General features: G+C 37.1%; 19 protein-coding genes and 1 pseudogene. All 20 read left to right on the plus strand.

The window, feature by feature from the left end; translation table 11 throughout:
* Positions 1 to 84: 84 nt before the first annotated feature.
* Positions 85 to 183, plus strand: a pseudogene (locus tag JNUCC23_RS08355) (flagellar FlbD family protein); the annotation flags it as partial.
* Positions 184 to 289: 106 nt separating this feature from the next.
* Positions 290 to 721, plus strand: a complete 432-nt coding sequence (gene fliL / locus JNUCC23_RS08360; protein WP_454215199.1) for a flagellar basal body-associated protein FliL — start codon at positions 290 to 292, stop codon at positions 719 to 721.
* Between the two features lie 55 nt (positions 722 to 776).
* Positions 777 to 1,775, plus strand: coding sequence for a flagellar motor switch protein FliM (fliM, locus tag JNUCC23_RS08365; protein WP_454215201.1), 999 nt, complete (start codon positions 777 to 779; stop codon positions 1,773 to 1,775).
* On the plus strand, positions 1,765 to 2,964 hold the full coding sequence (fliY, locus tag JNUCC23_RS08370; protein WP_454215203.1) for a flagellar motor switch phosphatase FliY: 1,200 nt from the start codon (positions 1,765 to 1,767) through the stop codon (positions 2,962 to 2,964). Before fliM ends, fliY begins: the two co-directional genes overlap by 11 nt.
* 18 nt (positions 2,965 to 2,982) lie before the next feature.
* Positions 2,983 to 3,345, plus strand: a complete 363-nt coding sequence (locus JNUCC23_RS08375; protein ID WP_049680789.1) for a response regulator — start codon at positions 2,983 to 2,985, stop codon at positions 3,343 to 3,345.
* 19 nt (positions 3,346 to 3,364) lie between these two features.
* A complete protein-coding gene (locus JNUCC23_RS08380) occupies positions 3,365 to 4,036 on the plus strand; it encodes a flagellar biosynthetic protein FliO (RefSeq protein ID WP_454215205.1) in 672 nt (223 codons plus the stop codon).
* Entirely contained in the window at positions 4,029 to 4,694 is a 666-nt protein-coding gene (fliP, locus tag JNUCC23_RS08385; RefSeq protein WP_403073343.1) for a flagellar type III secretion system pore protein FliP, read from the plus strand. The genes JNUCC23_RS08380 and fliP overlap by 8 nt, the downstream gene beginning before the upstream one ends.
* 12 nt (positions 4,695 to 4,706) lie before the next feature.
* Positions 4,707 to 4,976, plus strand: a complete 270-nt coding sequence (gene fliQ / locus JNUCC23_RS08390; RefSeq protein ID WP_403073345.1) for a flagellar biosynthesis protein FliQ — start codon at positions 4,707 to 4,709, stop codon at positions 4,974 to 4,976.
* Between the two features lie 3 nt (positions 4,977 to 4,979).
* Positions 4,980 to 5,756: a flagellar biosynthetic protein FliR gene (fliR, locus tag JNUCC23_RS08395; RefSeq protein ID WP_454215208.1), complete on the plus strand. Its 777-nt coding sequence runs from the start codon at positions 4,980 to 4,982 to the stop codon at positions 5,754 to 5,756.
* Between the two features lies 1 nt (position 5,757).
* The gene (flhB, locus tag JNUCC23_RS08400; protein ID WP_403073349.1) at positions 5,758 to 6,840 is read left to right on the plus strand and encodes a flagellar biosynthesis protein FlhB; all 1,083 of its coding nucleotides are present in this window, start codon (positions 5,758 to 5,760) and stop codon (positions 6,838 to 6,840) included.
* A gap of 92 nt (positions 6,841 to 6,932) precedes the next feature.
* Positions 6,933 to 8,969, plus strand: a complete 2,037-nt coding sequence (flhA, locus tag JNUCC23_RS08405; RefSeq protein ID WP_454215211.1) for a flagellar biosynthesis protein FlhA — start codon at positions 6,933 to 6,935, stop codon at positions 8,967 to 8,969.
* A complete protein-coding gene (gene flhF, locus JNUCC23_RS08410; protein WP_454215213.1) occupies positions 8,966 to 10,138 on the plus strand; it encodes a flagellar biosynthesis protein FlhF in 1,173 nt (390 codons plus the stop codon). The genes flhA and flhF overlap by 4 nt, the downstream gene beginning before the upstream one ends.
* Complete coding sequence (locus JNUCC23_RS08415) at positions 10,131 to 10,997, plus strand: MinD/ParA family protein (RefSeq protein ID WP_454215215.1); 867 nt, start codon at positions 10,131 to 10,133, stop codon at positions 10,995 to 10,997. Before flhF ends, JNUCC23_RS08415 begins: the two co-directional genes overlap by 8 nt.
* Before the next feature lie 9 nt (positions 10,998 to 11,006).
* Positions 11,007 to 12,104, plus strand: a complete 1,098-nt coding sequence (locus tag JNUCC23_RS08420) for a protein-glutamate methylesterase/protein-glutamine glutaminase (protein WP_454215217.1) — start codon at positions 11,007 to 11,009, stop codon at positions 12,102 to 12,104.
* 18 nt (positions 12,105 to 12,122) lie between these two features.
* Entirely contained in the window at positions 12,123 to 14,177 is a 2,055-nt protein-coding gene (locus JNUCC23_RS08425; RefSeq protein WP_454215219.1) for a chemotaxis protein CheW, read from the plus strand.
* Positions 14,178 to 14,378: 201 nt separating this feature from the next.
* Positions 14,379 to 14,852 carry a chemotaxis protein CheW gene (locus JNUCC23_RS08430; RefSeq protein WP_403073360.1) on the plus strand — a complete coding sequence of 158 codons (474 nt, stop codon included), beginning with the start codon at positions 14,379 to 14,381 and terminating at the stop codon, positions 14,850 to 14,852.
* Between the two features lie 4 nt (positions 14,853 to 14,856).
* Complete coding sequence (locus JNUCC23_RS08435; protein ID WP_062181111.1) at positions 14,857 to 15,495, plus strand: chemotaxis protein CheC; 639 nt, start codon at positions 14,857 to 14,859, stop codon at positions 15,493 to 15,495.
* A complete protein-coding gene (locus tag JNUCC23_RS08440; RefSeq protein WP_062181108.1) occupies positions 15,488 to 15,985 on the plus strand; it encodes a chemotaxis protein CheD in 498 nt (165 codons plus the stop codon). Before JNUCC23_RS08435 ends, JNUCC23_RS08440 begins: the two co-directional genes overlap by 8 nt.
* 148 nt (positions 15,986 to 16,133) lie before the next feature.
* A complete protein-coding gene (locus tag JNUCC23_RS08445; protein WP_454215222.1) occupies positions 16,134 to 16,901 on the plus strand; it encodes a FliA/WhiG family RNA polymerase sigma factor in 768 nt (255 codons plus the stop codon).
* A 32-nt stretch (positions 16,902 to 16,933) separates the two neighbouring features.
* Positions 16,934 to 17,542 (plus strand): hypothetical protein, encoded by a 609-nt coding sequence (locus JNUCC23_RS08450; RefSeq protein ID WP_454215224.1) that lies wholly within the window; start codon positions 16,934 to 16,936, stop codon positions 17,540 to 17,542.
* Positions 17,543 to 17,682: the final 140 nt, after the last annotated feature.

Below are 17,682 nucleotides of genomic sequence, written 5' to 3' on the forward strand. Positions count from 1 at the left end.
TACAGGTAAACACCCCTGTGTATTATTGTATGTGGAGAGTGAGGTCAGACCCTTTAGAGTCATCCTCTATAAATTATTATTAAAGTGACAAGGTTAAATGGTACTAGCTACACTATCAATGCTTTATTCATAGAAACAATAGAATCACATCCAGATACCACGATTACTCTGACGAATGGGAAGAAACTTGTTGTGAAGGAAAAAGAAGCAGAGATCATTCATTCAGTTATTCAGTTTTACCGTTTGGCCAATGTAATTGGAATTCGTAGAGAGGAGGATGGTTCTGAATATGAAAAATAAGCTTTTGACCATCATATTAATTATTCTCGTTGCGATTACGTTGGTAGGAGTTGCCTCAGTAGCAGCCATTGCTTATTTTAAAAATGATCATGCTAATGTAGAAAAAGAGCTTAGTATTGATGAAATTATTAAGACTTCGGTTAATGTTCCGGAGATTACTACGAATCTTGCCAATGGCGATTTTATTAGGATGACGCTGACGATTCAAACAGACAGTAAAAAAGCCAAAACAGAGCTTGAAAAAAGAGACTTTCAAGTCAAAAACCTTTTAATTACCGAGCTTTCTGAATTAAAATCAGACATGTTGCGAAGTAAAGTTGGCAAAGAGCAGTTCCAAGAAAGTATGAAAGCGAAGCTGAATGAAATTATGCAAGAAGGAAAGATTGTACAGGTTTATATAACCTCCTCGATCCTTCAATAAGTAAACTTCCGAGGAATTGTACGAATTTGAAGGAGGAATTTTGGAGGTGAAATAATTGTCAGGTGAAATACTGTCACAAAATGAAATTGACGCTCTACTCTCGGCACTTTCAACAGGGGAAATGGATGCGGATGAATTAAAAAAAGAAGAATCTGAGAAAAAAGTAAGGGTATATGATTTCAAACGTGCTTTACGTTTTTCAAAGGATCAAATTAGGAGTTTAACAAGAGTTCATGAAAACTTTGCTCGCCTACTAACGACATATTTTTCGGCTCAACTAAGAACGTATGTGCAAATTTCTGTTGCTTCTGCCGATCAAATTCCTTATGAAGAATTTATTCGCTCGATTTCGAAGATGACCATATTAAATGTTTTTGAGGTACCTCCATTAGATGGAAGAATTATTATGGAAGTCAATCCTCATATTGCTTATGCAATGATGGATCGGGTACTTGGTGGTAGAGGCGTAAGTGTCAATAAAGTGGAAAATTTGACTGAAATCGAAACAAGAATAATGTCGAATCTATTTGAAAATGGTTTTGAGAATTTTCAAGAGGCGTGGGCAGGTATATCGGAGATTGAACCTGTTTTAACAGATTTCGAAGTGAATCCGCAGTTCTTGCAAATGGTTTCTCCGAATGAGACAGTTGTCGTTATATCACTTAATACCCAAATCGGGGAAACGTCAGGAATGATTAATATTTGTATTCCTCATGTTACATTGGAACCAATTATCCCGAAGCTTTCCGTTCATTATTGGATGCAGAATAAGAAGAAAGAACGTTTACCAGAAGAGGTTAAAGTACTAGAGGAAAGAATAAAAAATGGAGAGCTGCCGATAATAGCTGAATTAGGAGAGACCAACATATCAATTCAAGATTTTCTCCATCTTGATATTGGGGATGTTATTCAACTGAATAAGACGATTGAAGAGCCATTGAGTATTAAGATTGGTGGAGTGCCGAAATATGTAGCTCAGCCAGGAAAAGTAGGGAAAAAATTAGCCATTCAAATTCTTGAATACATAAAGGAGGAGGCCGAAGATGGTAGGTGATGGAATGCTTTCACAAGACGAAATCGATGCTTTATTAAAAGGCACAGATGATCAATTTGATCAGAAAAGTGGACCTCAAATTGATGAATATCTATCGTCTATGGAGCAGGATGCTTTAGGGGAAATTGGGAACATCTCGTTCGGTAGCTCGGCAACTGCACTGTCTACTTTGTTAAATCAAAAAGTTGATATTACGACACCGGCAGTTACAATTATTGAAAAAAGTAAACTTGCAGAGGAATTCCCTCATCCATATGTAGCCATTCAAGTCAATTATACAGAAGGTTTTTCTGGAGGAAACCTTCTTGTTATTCAACAAAGTGATGCCTCGATTATAGCCGATCTCATGCTCGGTGGAACAGGCATTAACCCGCCTGAAATGTTGGGTGAGATTCAATTAAGTGCCGTTCAAGAAGCAATGAATCAGATGATGGGTTCTGCAGCAACTTCTATGTCTACTGTGTTTAGTAAAAGAGTGGATATTTCACCGCCAAGTCTAGAATTGATTAATTTTATTGAAGGACAAGGCAAAGACACAATCCCTAACGACGATCTCATTGTGAAAATTTCTTTTCGACTTTTAGTTGGTAATTTAATAGATTCTAATATTATGCAGCTATTGCCTTTGAAATTTGCTAAAGAATTAGTTGCAGAATTATTAAACCCAGCTCAGTCAACTCCTGATTCAAATGCTCATCAGGAGGAAGTTACGCAAACGAATCATACAAAAGAACCAGTTGAACAAAAGTATTATTCTGAACAGACAAATGATCAAACTCAGCAACCGAGAAGTGTACCGACGTCAAGCTCTCATGTTCCACAACAATCGGGTCCACAGCATTTAGGATCAGGATCTCATGCTCAACCAGTAAATGTACAACCTGCTAGTTTTACTAGCTTTCAAACCTATCAAATGCAAGAATCAGAAGCTAAGAATTTAGATATGCTATTGGATATTCCACTTCAGGTAACGGTGGAGCTTGGTAGAACAAAACGTTCAATTAAAGAAATTTTGGAACTATCATCAGGATCGATTGTCGAGCTTGATAAACTAGCTGGGGAACCAGTGGATATTTTGGTGAATAACCGATTAATAGCTCAAGGTGAAGTAGTTGTAATTGATGAAAACTTTGGAGTTCGAGTGACTGATATTGTTAGTCAATCGGACCGACTAAAAAAACTCAGATAAATTGGAGGAAATTGAATTATGGCTCACAGAATTTTGATTGTTGATGATGCAGCATTTATGAGAATGATGATTAAAGACATATTATCAAAAAATGGTTTTGAGATTGTTGGAGAAGCAGCGGATGGGGCGCAAGCAGTTGAGAAATACCGCGAGTTACAGCCTGATCTTGTCACAATGGATATTACAATGCCTGAAATGGATGGAATTACAGCCTTAAAAGAAATTAAAGCGATTAACCCTGCAGCAAAAGTAATTATGTGTTCTGCTATGGGACAACAAGCAATGGTCATTGATGCCATTCAAGCAGGTGCACGGGATTTCATTGTAAAACCATTCCAAGCAGATCGTGTACTTGAAGCAATTAATAAAACATTAAGCTAAAAAATAAGAGGGTGTCATTTTGTTTTCTATTAAAAAATGGATTACTATCCTAATAATAATTGTTTTCGGGATGATAAGTTTTCAGGGGCAAATTTTTGCAGAAGATCTGACTAATCAAACCGTAAAAGATGCTTATAGTAGCCTTGAGAAACCAAATGATACAAAAGAAGCAGAGAAAGCTATCAAACAAAAGGACGATGCAAAAATTGAAAGCTCCCCAAGTAAGGAGCTTTCAATTTTAGATTTTGTTCGAGTAGCTGCTGCTATTATTTTTGTTGTAATTTTACTCTACGGATTACTTTGGTTTATGAATAAAAGAAATAAAGCCTTTCAGAAAGCTAATTTTGTTGAAAACCTCGGCGGTACTAGTCTAGGATCTAATCGCTCTGTGCAGATTGTAAAAGTGGGTAGGCGAATCCTTGTTGTAGGTGTTGGCGAAAATGTATCTCTGTTAAAAGAGATTGAAAATCAACAGGAATATGAAGAAGTCATTAACAATCATAATGAGAAAATGGATAATATGATGGTTCCAAGGGATATAGTAGCCAAAATGAAAGAAAAATGGGGGGAAAAAGAAAACGAAAGTCATAATTCCCCATCTCAATTGAGCACGCAGCTTAAAGAGATAGCTAAAACAAGAAAAAAAGTATTGAGTGAGCTGGATAAAAAGGAGAGAGACTTGAATGAATGAATTTATGCAGCTGTTCAATAGCGGTGATCCGGCAAGTGTCTCAACTTCAATAAGACTCATTCTTTTGCTCACTGTCTTATCTCTTGCTCCGAGTATCCTAATTTTAATGACTTGTTTTGCAAGAATTGTGATCGTTTTAAGCTTCGTCCGAACAGCTCTAGCTACTCAACAAATGCCTCCAAACCAAGTTCTTATTGGACTTGCTTTATTCATGACATTTTTCATAATGGCTCCCACATTCCAGGAAGTGAATGAGGTTGCATTAACTCCTTTGTTTGCGGAAGAAATTAATTTAGAAGAAGCGTATGACCTTGCGGCTAGTCCATTTAAAGAGTTTATGAGTGCACATACAAGACAAAAGGATCTCGCATTATTCTTAGATTATGCAGGGGTAGATAAACCTGAAACGATACAAGATATTCCACTAACTGCGCTTGTTCCGGCCTATGCGATTAGTGAAATGAAGACGGCCTTTCAAATTGGCTTCATGATTTTTATTCCTTTTTTAGTTATTGATATGATTGTTGCGAGTATTCTTATGTCCATGGGAATGATGATGCTGCCGCCAGTCATGATTTCACTACCCTTCAAGATTCTCTTATTTGTCTTGGTAGATGGATGGTATTTAGTCGTGAAATCATTATTACAAAGTTTTTAAGTAGGTGAGGTAATGAACGAAGATTTTGTTGTAAAAGTAGCTGAACAAGGGATTTATACGGTATTAATTGTTTGTGGACCTTTGCTTTTGATTGCGCTTGGAATTGGTCTGGCTGTTAGTATTTTTCAAGCGACAACGCAAATTCAAGAACAAACACTAGCTTTTGTACCAAAAATTGTTGCTGTATTGTTGGGGCTTGTGTTTTTAGCGCCATGGATGTTAAGTCATTTATTATCATATACAAGTGAAATATTTAATAATTTAAGTAGATTTGTAGGTTAAACGATGCAAGAATTATTGCCGCATTTTCCAGCCTTTTTATTAGTTTTAGTACGCGTTACAGCTTTTTTTGTAACCATGCCTATTTTTTCACACCGTACGTTGCCGACCACATTTCGAATAGGGATCAGTTTTTTCCTAGCTTGGATTATGTACTATACCATTGATTCACCCATTCTAGTGATTGATGGTACATATATGCTTCTAATTCTGAAAGAAGTAATCATTGGATTAGTGATTGGACTTGTCGCTTATATGATTATGGCAGCAATTCAAATTGCTGGAGGGTTTATTGATTTTCAGATGGGTTTTGCTATTGCGAATGTAATCGATCCTCAAACTGGGGCACAAAGTCCGTTAACAGGGCAATATTTATACACGATATCGTTATTATTTTTATTGGCAACGAATGGCCACCATCTTCTTTTGGATGGCATTTATTATAGCTATCAATTTATCCCGATTGATCAGGTAATCATTCCATTTGGTAATGAAATCTTGATAGAATTTATTATCAAGGCATTTAGCCAGATGTTTCTTATTGCTTTGCAAATGTCGATTCCTGTTGTCGGAAGTTTGTTTTTGGTCGATATCGGCCTCGGTATCGTTGCAAGAACAGTGCCACAGTTAAATATCTTCGTTGTTGGAATTCCTGTGAAAATGCTTGTTAGTTTTCTTGTACTAATGATTGTAATGGGCATGATGATGGTTGTTGTTCAACATTTGTTTGAATATTTACTTGTCATTATGAGAGGTTTGATGCAGTTGATAGGAGGGGCCTAGTATGAATAGACTACGTCTGGACTTACAGTTTTTTGCCGGAGAGAAAACAGAAAAGGCCACTCCTAAAAAAAAGCAGGATTCACGGAAAAAAGGACAAGTTGCGAAAAGTCAGGATGTTAATACGGCGATAAACTTGCTTGCGGTATTTCTACTTTTGCTTTTCATCGGTCCTTATATGTTTGAAAAAATATCTAGCTTGCTTATTGAATTCTTCCAAAATTCGATGCTTATTCAAGTTACTGAAGAAAGTGCTCCGTTATTATTGATAGAAGTGTTAAAAGAAATGGGACTCATCTTAGCTCCTATACTGGCAGCCGCTTTAATCGCAGGTGTAGCAGCAAATTATATGCAAATAGGATTTATGTTTTCTACAGAAACGATTCAGCTAAAACTGGAAAAATTAGATCCAATTAAAGGATTTAAACGTATATTTTCAATTCGAGCAATTGTCGAATTACTAAAATCAATATTAAAAATATCAGTCGTAGGCTTAGTCACGTTTTTTGTTATTTGGCAGAGAATGGATGAAATTATGGTGTTGTCAAAAAAGTCAATAGGGAATGCCATGACAACTTTAGCTGATATTACGGTAAAGGTTGGTATTTATGCAAGTAGTGCCTTATTGGTTTTAGCGCTATTAGACTATCTTTATCAGAAATATGACTATGAAAAAAACATCCGGATGTCTAAACAAGATATTAAGGATGAATATAAAAATATAGAAGGCGACCCGCTTATTAAATCTAAAATTAAACAAAAACAGCGTGAAATGGCGATGCAACGCATGATGCAAGAAGTACCTAAGGCAGATGTAGTGATTACAAACCCAACACACTATGCAATCGCCTTAAAATACGATGATCAAAAATCTGATGCACCTTATGTGATTGCGATGGGAGTAGACTTTGTCGCACAAAAGATTAAATATATTGCAAAAGAAAATGATGTAGTACTGGTTGAAAATCGACCGTTGGCAAGGGCTCTTTATGATCAAGCAGAGATTGGACAAGCGATTCCTGAAGAGTTCTTTAAAGCGGTCGCGGAAATACTTGCTTTTGTTTATAAGACAAAGGGGAAAATTTAAATCATGTAATGGATTTAGGTGTCAAGTGAGTCTGCCATCTGGCAGCGTTCATCTTAAAAGGCGCTTACGCTTTTCCGATAGGAGAGAAGAATATGTCTGCAAGAGATTTACCGGTATTAGTAGGAGTCATAATGATTGTGGCCATGCTGATTATACCGTTGCCAACCTGGTTATTAAGTGTCTTAATATTAGTGAATATAGCACTTGCTTTGATGGTGTTGCTTATGGCAATGAACATGAAGGAAGCACTGGAATTTTCAATATTCCCGTCATTATTATTGATTTTGACACTGTTTAGATTAGGGTTGAATGTATCAACAACAAGGGCTATTTTGTCACATGGAGAAGCAGGTGGTGTCGTTGAAACATTTGGAACGTTTGTAGTCGGAGGCAATGTCTTAGTAGGTCTTGTTGTTTTCATGATTCTAGTTATTATTAATTTTCTAGTTATTACTAAAGGTTCAGAGCGTGTATCTGAGGTGGCAGCGAGATTTACATTAGATGCAATGCCAGGTAAACAAATGAGTATTGACGCCGACTTGAACGCTGGCATGATTTCTGAAATAGAAGCTAGAGAGAGACGTGAGAAAGTAGGTAGGGAAGCGGATTTTTACGGCTCGATGGATGGTGCAAGCAAATTTGTAAAAGGTGATGCGATTGCTGGAATCATAATGGTAATTATCAACCTTGTCTTTGGAATTTTGATTGGAGTTGTACAACTAGGTTTAGCATTTGGAGAAGCAGCCACTCATTTTTCCATGCTTACAGTTGGTGACGGATTGGTCAGTCAAATTCCGGCACTTATGATATCAACAGCTACTGGTATAGTGGTGACAAGAGCAGCATCTACTGGGAACTTAAGTTCGGATATCATGTCGCAACTATTTGCTTATCCTAGCCTGTTATATGTTACAGCTGGTACGATGTTTTTACTCGGTTTATTTACACCAATACCTGACTTATTAACAATTCCATTAGCTGCATTATTCGCATTTGGTGGATATAAAATATCACAAACGCCTAAAAAAGATGATGTGGAGTTCCAAGAATCAGAAGAAGAAATGCAAGCAGATGAAATGAAGAGCCCTGAAAGTGTTGTTAGTTTACTAAGTGTTGATCCAATTGAATTTGAATTTGGATATGGCTTAATTCCGCTTGCAGATACGAATCAAGGCGGTGATCTGCTTGATCGTGTGGTCATGATTAGAAGGCAGCTAGCGATAGAAATGGGACTCGTTATTCCGGTCGTTCGAATTCGTGATAATATACAGCTGAATCCAAATGAATACCGATTGAAGATAAAAGGAAATGAAATGGCTAGGGGCGAGCTTTTACTTGATCATTATTTAGCTATGAGCCCCGGAATTGAAGATGATTCGATTGAAGGCATTGATACAGTAGAGCCTTCATTCGGATTGCCTGCTAAATGGATTTCAGAGGATATGAAGGAACATGCAGAAATAATGGGCTATACAGTCGTTGATCCACCAAGTGTTGTTTCAACGCATATTACTGAAGTGATTAAAACGAATGCACATGAGCTTCTTGGCAGACAGGAAACAAAACAGTTAATTGATCATTTGCACGATTCTGCTCCTATCCTGGTGGATGAAGTGACACCAAACCCATTAACCATAGGTGACGTGCAAAAAGTGCTGGCTAAGTTGCTTCGTGAAAAGGTGTCGATTCGCAACTTGCCGATTATTTTTGAAACATTAGCTGATTATGGAAGGATTACTTCTGATACTGATTTGCTGACTGAGTATGTAAGACAAAATCTTGCAAGGCAAATAACGAATACGTTTACGATTCCCGGTGAGAGTTTAAAAGTTATTACGCTTTCGGGAAGGATTGAAAAGCTTATTGCAGATGGTGTGCAGCAAACAGAACATGGAAATTTCTTATCGCTTGATCCAAATGATTCACAAGCCATTTTAGAATCAACTGCTTCGAAATTAGAAGAATTGACATTAATGGAACAAACGCCAATTGTTCTTTGTTCACCTGCAGTCAGAATGTATGTAAGACAATTAACGGAAAGGTATTTCCCAAAAGTGCCAATCCTTTCTTATAATGAGCTGGAATCTAATGTAGAGGTACAAAGCGTTGGGGTGGTGAATGTGGATTGAATGTAAAAAGATATCAAGCCGAGTCTATGACAGAGGCGATAAAGATGGTTCGTGATGAATTAGGAAATGATGCTGTTATTTTGAGCTCCAAGCCCATTTTCACCGGTGGTTTTTTAGGGATGTTTAAGAAAAGGAGCATTGAAGTCTTTGCTGCAGTTGATCCGCAAGTCACACCTGCACAAGCAGTCACGAAGCAAAAGCTAAAAAAGGTTCCATTAAATGCTATGAAAACAGTCCCTAAAGACAAGCAACCGGTTGAGGCATTAACGAAGCAAAAGTTAGAACCTATGCAAACATCTACCGAAGTAATGAAAGAATTGGAAGATTTGAAAACGATGATTAAAGAATTGAAGCAGCGTCCGGACAAGACATATCCGGAACCAATCCATTCCGTTTACCAATTATTTGTTGAACAGGAAATTGATCAAACGATTCAAAGAGATGTTATGGATCAACTACTAGCAAATTGGTCTCAGAGTCATGGGAGGAGTTCTGAAGAAGAATTCTCGAATCAAGTTAAAGCAGAGCTATTAAATCAGTTTTCAACCGTTAAAGATTGGGGATTTCATGCAGAAAAAAAATATCTGAATATTGTCGGTCCAACAGGAGTAGGAAAGACGACAACTCTCGCGAAAGCTGCCGCATTGTGTATGTTAAAGCAAAATAAAAGAGTTGCATTTATTACAACAGATACATACAGAATTGCAGCAATCGATCAATTGAAAACCTATGCTAAGATTCTGAATGTACCAATTGAAGTGGCGTACAATCTGGAAGACTTTCAAAAAGCAATCGAACGTTTTTCCCATTATGATCTAGTCTTCATTGATACGGCAGGACGAAACTTTCGCAATGCAGATTATGTTCGAGACCTTCAGAATATTATTGATTTCTCGGTTGAGATGGAAACGTATCTTGTCCTATCGTTAACATCAAAACAAAAGGATATGGAAGACATATATCGACAGTTTTCAATGATACCCATTAAACAAGTTATTTTTACGAAAGCAGATGAAACATCCACTTATGGTGCGATGGTGAATTTCACTATCAAAAATGAAATGGGTGTAGCTTATGTAACAAATGGTCAGAATGTACCAGATGATATTGAAATGGCTAATCCGCAATTATTGGTGAAAATGGTTCTTGGAGAAAAAAACTATGCGTGATCAAGCTGAAAACTTACGAAATTTTATTGAAAAACATGAACATTCGCAAGCTTCCAAAACGATTGCAGTGATAAGCGGAAAAGGCGGTGTGGGAAAGTCAAACTTTTCGTTAAACTTCGCCATAAATTTAGCGAAACGTGGTAAACGAGTGCTGCTTTTCGATATGGATATAGGAATGGGGAATATTGATATATTATTTGGACACCACTCCCCGAATAGTATTATGGATTTCTTTCATGGCAATCTAACAATTAGAGAAACGATTTCATCAGGACCGGGCAATATTTCAATTATTGCAGGTGGAACTGGATTAACGAAATTATTTTCTTTAGATGACGAGCTATTTAATCGGTTTATCGAACAGTTTAATGAGTTATTTCATGAATATGACTTGATTCTCTTTGATATGGGTGCAGGGATTAATGAAGATACGGCTAAATTGCTATTGTGTGTTGACGAGTTAATCGTGATAACGACTCCAGAGCCCACTTCCATAACAGATGCTTATTCAGTCATGAAATACATTAATTCAGTAAGTTCTGATATACCCTTTCATGTAATATGTAACCGGATAGCGGAAGAACAGCAAGGCAAAGAAACGATGAATCGATTACAAAGTGTCATGAGAAAATTTCTACAAAAGGAAATCATTCCACTTGGATATCTTCCAGATGATCGAACGGTTATACAAGCTGTATCTAAGCAAATTCCTTTTATTCTTTTTGATCCAAGTGCCAATATATCTATGGCGTTGTTAGATATTACCTCTCGATACTTAAATCATTCTTTCTCAGAAAAAATAATGTTTAGGCAAAGTCATTTTCTTGGAAATTTAAAAAGGTTTTTTCTTGGAGGGTAGGCTGTTAACATGAGCAAAATTAAAGTATTAATCGTCGACGATTCTGCGTTTATGAGAAAACTTATTAGTGAATTTTTAGCAGAAGATAGCAGGATTGAAGTAATCGGAACAGCAAGAAATGGCCGGGATGCTATTAATAAAATCGAGAAAGAAAAACCAGATGTTATCACATTAGATGTTGAGATGCCGATTATGGACGGGCTTTGCGCATTGCAAATCATCATGAAACAAACGCCAACAGCTGTGATTATGCTCTCTAGCACGACAAAAGAAGGTGCTGAAAATACGTTAAATGCAATGGAGATGGGCGCTATTGATTTTATTGCAAAGCCATCAGGTGCTATCTCACTGGATTTATATAAAATTAAAACGGATTTAATTAATAAAATTGTCGCTGCAAGTAAAGCGAATGTATCGAAGTTACAAAAAAATACCTTAAATATTGAAAATATCCAAGGAAACTCTGAAAATTATAGTAAAATAGAACTAGTTCACGATCGTAATTTGAGTCCGCAAATAAGCGAAAAGGCGCCAATTGAGAAAAAAATTATTGTAATTGGGACTTCAACTGGTGGACCTAGAGCATTGCAAACCGTTTTAACACAACTGCCCCCAAATATTGAGGCGCCGATTTTAGTTGTACAGCATATGCCTCCTAGTTTTACAAAATCACTCGCAAATCGTCTTAACACGTTATCGGAAATTACCGTCAAGGAGGCAGAGGATGGAGAGATTTTAAAAAAAGGAACCGCCTATATTGCACAAGGAGGCTACCATTTAAAAATAAAAAAAGTTGGAACTAGTTTGGCAATTCATGTGGATCAATCTCCTTTGAGAAATGGGCATCGCCCTTCGGTTGACGTATTATTTGAATCGGTGAGCCAGATCAATGATGTTGAGAAGGTAGCGGTTGTTATGACAGGAATGGGTATGGATGGTGCAAATGGTCTAATCGCGCTCAGTAAATCAGGTAAACTATCCGCAATTGCTGAATCAGAGAAAACATCGATTGTTTTCGGGATGCCTAAAGCGGCAATTGCAACGAATGTAATTAATAAAATAGTTGATGTGGAAGACATTGCAAAAGCGATTGTGAATTATTGCTAATAAGAAAGGCGGATTACTATGGATCTTAATCAATATTTAGAGGTATTTATCGAGGAAAGTAAGGAACATCTTCAAACTTGTAGCGAACAGTTGCTAGAGCTCGAAAAACATCCTCAAGATTTAGGAATTGTGAACGAAATCTTTCGATCTGCGCATACGTTAAAAGGAATGTCAGCAACGATGGGATATGAAGATTTAGCCAATTTAACGCACAAAATGGAAAATATATTAGATGATATTCGTAACGAAAAAATTCAGCTATCTTCTGAAATATTCGATGTGATTTTTTTAGCTGTTGACGATTTAGAAGCAATGGTCATGAGCATTGCGGAAGGCGGAAATGGAAAAAGGGATGTAAGTGAAGTTGTGGCTAAGTTAGAGATGATTGAGAATGGGGAATCCCTACTTTCAATCGGTACAGCTGAAGTAGCTGCTGCAGTTGAACTGCCGATACGTGAGTCTATTGAAAAAAGCGTCTATGATGAATTTGAGCTGACTGTTATACAGCAATCAAAGGAACAAGGTTTTGAAAGTTATGAAATAAAAGTGAGTTTGCGTGAGGATTGTCTTTTAAAAGGCGCTCGCGCGTTTATGGTATTCGAAGTATTGGAGAAACTCGGAGAAGTCATAAAATCGAATCCATCTGTTGATAAACTTGAAGAGGAACAATTTGATCATTCCTTTTGTGTAACCGTCGTGTCGAAAGAGTCTGTGGAAGCTCTTCAAAAGAAAATTATGAAAGTTTCCGAGGTCGACGAAGTCATTGTAAGTCAATTAGAGTTGTCTGAACTGAGATTGGCTTTGAACGAAGTAGATGATCATAAATTGATCATGAATAAAGAGAATCAAAAAAGCAATAATGAACCTGTTGTCCCATTAGCCTCCACCAAAGATGAAAAAACGAATCATCCTGCTAGCAAACAGCATAATAAAACAATCAGGGTTAATATAGATCGTCTCGATGTGCTCATGAATCTTTTTGAAGAGCTAGTAATTGATCGGGGAAGATTAGAACAAATCTCGAAGGAATTAGAAAGTACGGAATTAGACGAAACGGTTGAAAGAATGTCAAGAGTAACGGGAGATCTTCAAAATATTATCTTAAATATGAGGATGGTCCCGGTCGAAACGGTCTTTAATCGCTTCCCGAAAATGGTTCGTACATTAACACGAGATCTTCATAAAAAAGTATCTTTGGAAATTTATGGTGCAGAAACCGAGTTAGATCGAACCGTCATTGATGAAATTGGTGATCCAATTGTCCATTTACTCCGCAATGCACTTGATCATGGAATTGAGATGCCGGAGGTGCGAAAAGCGAATGGCAAACCTGAAGAGGGTACCGTCATGTTGAAGGCTTATCATAGTGGAAACCATGTTTTCATCGAACTGAAGGATGATGGTGCAGGGATTAACCGGGAAAAAGTATTGAAAAAAGCCATTGCAAACCAAGTAATTACGGAACAACTTGCTGCAACTCTTACTGATAAACAAGTATATGAATTGATATTCGCTTCTGGTTTCTCTACAGCAGACCAAATATCAGACGTATCCGGACGAGGGGTAGGTTTGGATGTGGTAAAAAGTACGATTGAAGCTCTTGGCGGTGTGGTTTCCATTGATTCTAATGAAGGGAAAGGATCAGATTTTCTCATTCAATTACCACTTACATTGTCGATTATTTCTGTTATGCTCGTTGAAATTCAACAGGAGAAATATGCAATTCCGCTTTCATCAATTATTGAAACCGCAATTATCAATAAAACGGATATCATGAATGGTCATAATCAACAAGTAATTGATTTTAGAGGCAAGGTATTACCATTAATCTTCCTAAAAGAAATATTTGAGGTTCCTGAAACGATCGAAGAAGATGGATATTATTCAGTCATCATTGTTAGAAAAGGTGATAAAATGGCTGGATTAGTTGTCGATTCGTTTATTGGACAACAAGAAATTGTTTTAAAATCTCTCGGTAACTATTTGTCCTCTGCTTTTGCGATATCTGGAGCTACTATTTTAGGTGATGGTCAAGTCGCTTTAATTATTGATTGTAACGCTTTAATTAAGTGAAAAAGAAGGATGGTAATCAAGTGTTTTTTCCAGAAATGACTTGTTCGTATGAGCATGTCCAGAATCATCATACATATTTTTCATGGAGTTTTGACGATGAATTAAAATAATAGATTCACGCAAATGTGATTAAATGAAAACTTTTGAGCGGTCTTGATATGCTTTTTTACTTGAATACATATATTTTTAGGAGGTTCTAATATGGAAGAAATCGTCACTTTAGAGACGGTGAAAGTGATCGTTTTTCAAATTAAAGATAAAGAATATGTGATACCTGTCTCCAAAGTTCGTGGAATTGAAAAAATGATGCATATTACCCGTGTTCCAAGATCATTACCATTTGTAAAAGGAGTAATCAATCTTCGGGGTGTGATTACACCTATCATTGATTTACGTGCTCGTTTCGAAATAGAAAAGGCTGAGTATGATGATCGAACAAGAATCATTATTGTGACATTGGACAATATGGAAGCTGGTTTGATTGTTGATTCTGCAAACGATGTGCTGGATATTCCAGAGACAAGTATAGAACCTCAGCCCGACGTTATTGGAAATGTAGCAACGGAATATATTAGCGGTGTTGCGAAGATTGAAAAAAGACTATTAACCTTGCTGAATCTTGATCAAATCCTTAATCAAGATGAAGTAAAAGATTCAGTTGTTAAAGAAGCATAAGACGATGTCCTATATTGATAAAATTACCACCGTTCATTTGGATATCTTAAAAGAAATTGGGAATATCGGGGCAGGTCATGCTGCTACCTCTCTATCCACGATTCTTGGTAGGAAAGTAAATATGAATGTTCCGCGTGTGAGAATTCTATCATTTAATGAAATGATTGAACTTGCTGGTGGACCAGAAACTGTTGTTGCGAGCGTCTTTCTAAGAATTGAAGGGGATGTACAGGGAAATATGTTCTTTCTATTACCTTTAGAGCAGGCCGCTCGCTTCAGTGAACAAATGACGGGAACAGAAGTGTTCTCCTTTGATCATCTTCCCTATTCTGAATTAGCACTTTCTGCCTTATCGGAGTTAGGAAATATTCTTTCAGGCTCTTATTTATCCTCTCTATCTGATTTTACGAAATTAAGCTTTTACCCATCTGTTCCTGCTTTATGTATTGATATGGTCGGTGCTACAATCAGCGCTGGATTGATTGAACTCTCTCAGGTAAGTGACTTTGTTATTGTGGTTGAGACCGAGATTGGCGAAGATGTAGAAAGTTCAACTTTCATTAACGGACATTTCTTTTTTCTATTAGATCCTGATGCCTATGAAGTTGTTTTTACTTCATTGGGAGTACCTTTACATGGTTGAAGTATCCAATATAGTCAAAGTAGGCATTGCTGATATGAATATTGTTCAATCTCCGGCTCTTATACGTACTTCAGGTCTTGGGTCATGTGTAGGGGTAGTTGTTTATGATCAATCAAAAGAAATTGCGGGTATGGCACATGTCATGCTTCCGGACTCTACTTTATCAAAAATGGGTCAAATCAATCAGGCAAAATATGCAGATACAGCAATAAAAGAATTAGTGGAGAGAATTGTTCGAGATGGAGCATCAATAAGAAAACTTAAGGCAAAGATTGCTGGTGGATCGCAAATGTTTCAGTTTTCTTCAGGTACAGATTTAATGAGGATCGGACCAAGAAATGTAGCAGCAGTAAAAAAAGAATTAATGGCGTTACGTATACCAATCGTGGCTGAAGACGTGGGCGGAAATAGCGGTAGAACAATCGAATTTAATCCAAAAACAAGTTTGCTCAATATTAGAACGGTAAATAAGGGAACTAAAGAGGTATAGAAGTAATACGTTTACACTTTAAGTGCTTATTCAAAATTGAAGCGTAGCGGATGTATGAGCGACAGTAGAAAACGGGACGAACCTACAGTGGGGGGAACAAAACCCCCACTGATGGAAGTTTCACTTTATAGCGTTAGGAGGAGGTCTCGTGTCTCAACTGACAACCGAGGAAGAGCGGTTATATTGGAAATATTGGGTTGAAAACAAAGATCCAAAAGCAGGTGATATGCTAGTGAAAAGGTACATACCGCTTGTATCCTTTCATGTCCAAAGAATTTCAGTTAATCTGCCTAAGAGCGTAAGCAGGGGTGATGTGAGAAGCCTTGGGATGATGGGGTTGTTTGATGCACTAGAACGCTTCGAACCTAACCGGGATTTAAAATTTGACACCTATGCTTCATTCCGAATTCGCGGCGCTATCTTAGATGGTCTACGCAAAGAAGATTGGCTTCCTCGAAGTGTAAGAGAAAAGACAAAAAAAATTGAAGTAGCAGTTGAAAAATTAGAACAGAAACATATGAGGAAAATTGGCGCGAAAGAAATTGCTGAAGAGTTAAATGTTTCTGAAGAAGAAGTATACACAGCGATGAATGAGAATTTTTTTGCAAATGTATTATCAATGGATGAAAACCCGCAAGATCAGGAAGATAAAGAAGGTCTGAGTCATCATATTAAAGATGACATGACTCTAATGCCAGAAGAGCAATTGATGAAAAAAGAATTATACAAAGAACTAGCCAAAGTAATTGAAACTTTAAATGAAAAAGAACAGCTTGTATTACAGCTTTTTTATAAAGAAGAGTTAACGCTAACGGAAATTGGTAAAATAATGAGTTTATCAACATCAAGAATTTCGCAGATTCACTCAAAGGCGATTTACAAACTCAGGACATTATTACAGGGTGCTATCCTGTAATAATGTCCTGTTTCTAGCGAAAGAGGGATATTATGTCAGGTTTTATAATGTTTATTATGTTTGTATTGAACATCTTTACGATTATGGCAATCATTGTTTTATATACGCGGCAAAATCGCTTGGCGAATTTTGAGAAGGTCCAAGAAAGCAGAGCCCGTGAAATGGAAGAATCAATGGCTGCCTTTGTGTTGGAATTAAAAGAAGAAAATGACCGATTGATTCGTGCGCTTGCTATGAAAGATGCTGTTTCAAATGAACTAAATGCTAGTGAAAAGATTCACTCACAAAAAAACTCGAGCAGCTCTCAAAAGCAGTCAGCTAGTCCAGCAAGAAAACTAGTGCATAGCAAAGAAGAGGATGCAACATCGTTAAAATTACCAGACTTACCAATCACCCATGAAGATAAACTTGAGATTTCTACAAATCGATTAGAAGAACATGGAGATGGGTCTAATCAGAGTATATCTTTTCAAGAGACATTAAAACAAGAGCTTCAAAATCATGAACACAAGGTTAAGCCGACCCTCTCTGAGCAAGTGAACGATATGCTTCAGAAGGGCATGACCACAGAAGAAGTAGCCAAAAGTTTAAACAAAGGTAAAACAGAAATTGAACTTTTATCTCGGTTTAACAGGCTGTAATACCCCACCTCAATTTGTGTGAGAGAATCAAGTCATAAATTGATGGGGGATAAACAGCTTAATCTAGCTGCGACTCCTAGCCCATCTGAGGTTATAAGCTGTAATACTCTGTGGCAAACTACGCCACGCCGTATTCCATC

This window comes from Peribacillus sp. JNUCC 23, assembly GCF_053653995.1.

What these genes read in the sequence shown, in the direction of transcription:
- fliL (WP_454215199.1), top strand. Translation starts at nt 290, where the DNA reads ATGAAAAATAAGCTTTTGACCATCATATTAATTATTCTCGTTGCGATT.
- fliY (WP_454215203.1), top strand. Translation starts at nt 1,765, where the DNA reads ATGGTAGGTGATGGAATGCTTTCACAAGACGAAATCGATGCTTTATTA.
- JNUCC23_RS08375 (WP_049680789.1), top strand. Translation starts at nt 2,983, where the DNA reads ATGGCTCACAGAATTTTGATTGTTGATGATGCAGCATTTATGAGAATG.
- fliP (WP_403073343.1), top strand. Translation starts at nt 4,029, where the DNA reads ATGAATGAATTTATGCAGCTGTTCAATAGCGGTGATCCGGCAAGTGTC.
- fliQ (WP_403073345.1), top strand. Translation starts at nt 4,707, where the DNA reads ATGAACGAAGATTTTGTTGTAAAAGTAGCTGAACAAGGGATTTATACG.
- fliR (WP_454215208.1), top strand. Translation starts at nt 4,980, where the DNA reads ATGCAAGAATTATTGCCGCATTTTCCAGCCTTTTTATTAGTTTTAGTA.
- flhB (WP_403073349.1), top strand. Translation starts at nt 5,758, where the DNA reads ATGAATAGACTACGTCTGGACTTACAGTTTTTTGCCGGAGAGAAAACA.
- flhA (WP_454215211.1), top strand. Translation starts at nt 6,933, where the DNA reads ATGTCTGCAAGAGATTTACCGGTATTAGTAGGAGTCATAATGATTGTG.
- JNUCC23_RS08415 (WP_454215215.1), top strand. Translation starts at nt 10,131, where the DNA reads ATGCGTGATCAAGCTGAAAACTTACGAAATTTTATTGAAAAACATGAA.
- JNUCC23_RS08420 (WP_454215217.1), top strand. Translation starts at nt 11,007, where the DNA reads ATGAGCAAAATTAAAGTATTAATCGTCGACGATTCTGCGTTTATGAGA.
- JNUCC23_RS08425 (WP_454215219.1), top strand. Translation starts at nt 12,123, where the DNA reads ATGGATCTTAATCAATATTTAGAGGTATTTATCGAGGAAAGTAAGGAA.
- JNUCC23_RS08430 (WP_403073360.1), top strand. Translation starts at nt 14,379, where the DNA reads ATGGAAGAAATCGTCACTTTAGAGACGGTGAAAGTGATCGTTTTTCAA.
- JNUCC23_RS08435 (WP_062181111.1), top strand. Translation starts at nt 14,857, where the DNA reads ATGTCCTATATTGATAAAATTACCACCGTTCATTTGGATATCTTAAAA.
- JNUCC23_RS08440 (WP_062181108.1), top strand. Translation starts at nt 15,488, where the DNA reads ATGGTTGAAGTATCCAATATAGTCAAAGTAGGCATTGCTGATATGAAT.
- JNUCC23_RS08450 (WP_454215224.1), top strand. Translation starts at nt 16,934, where the DNA reads ATGTCAGGTTTTATAATGTTTATTATGTTTGTATTGAACATCTTTACG.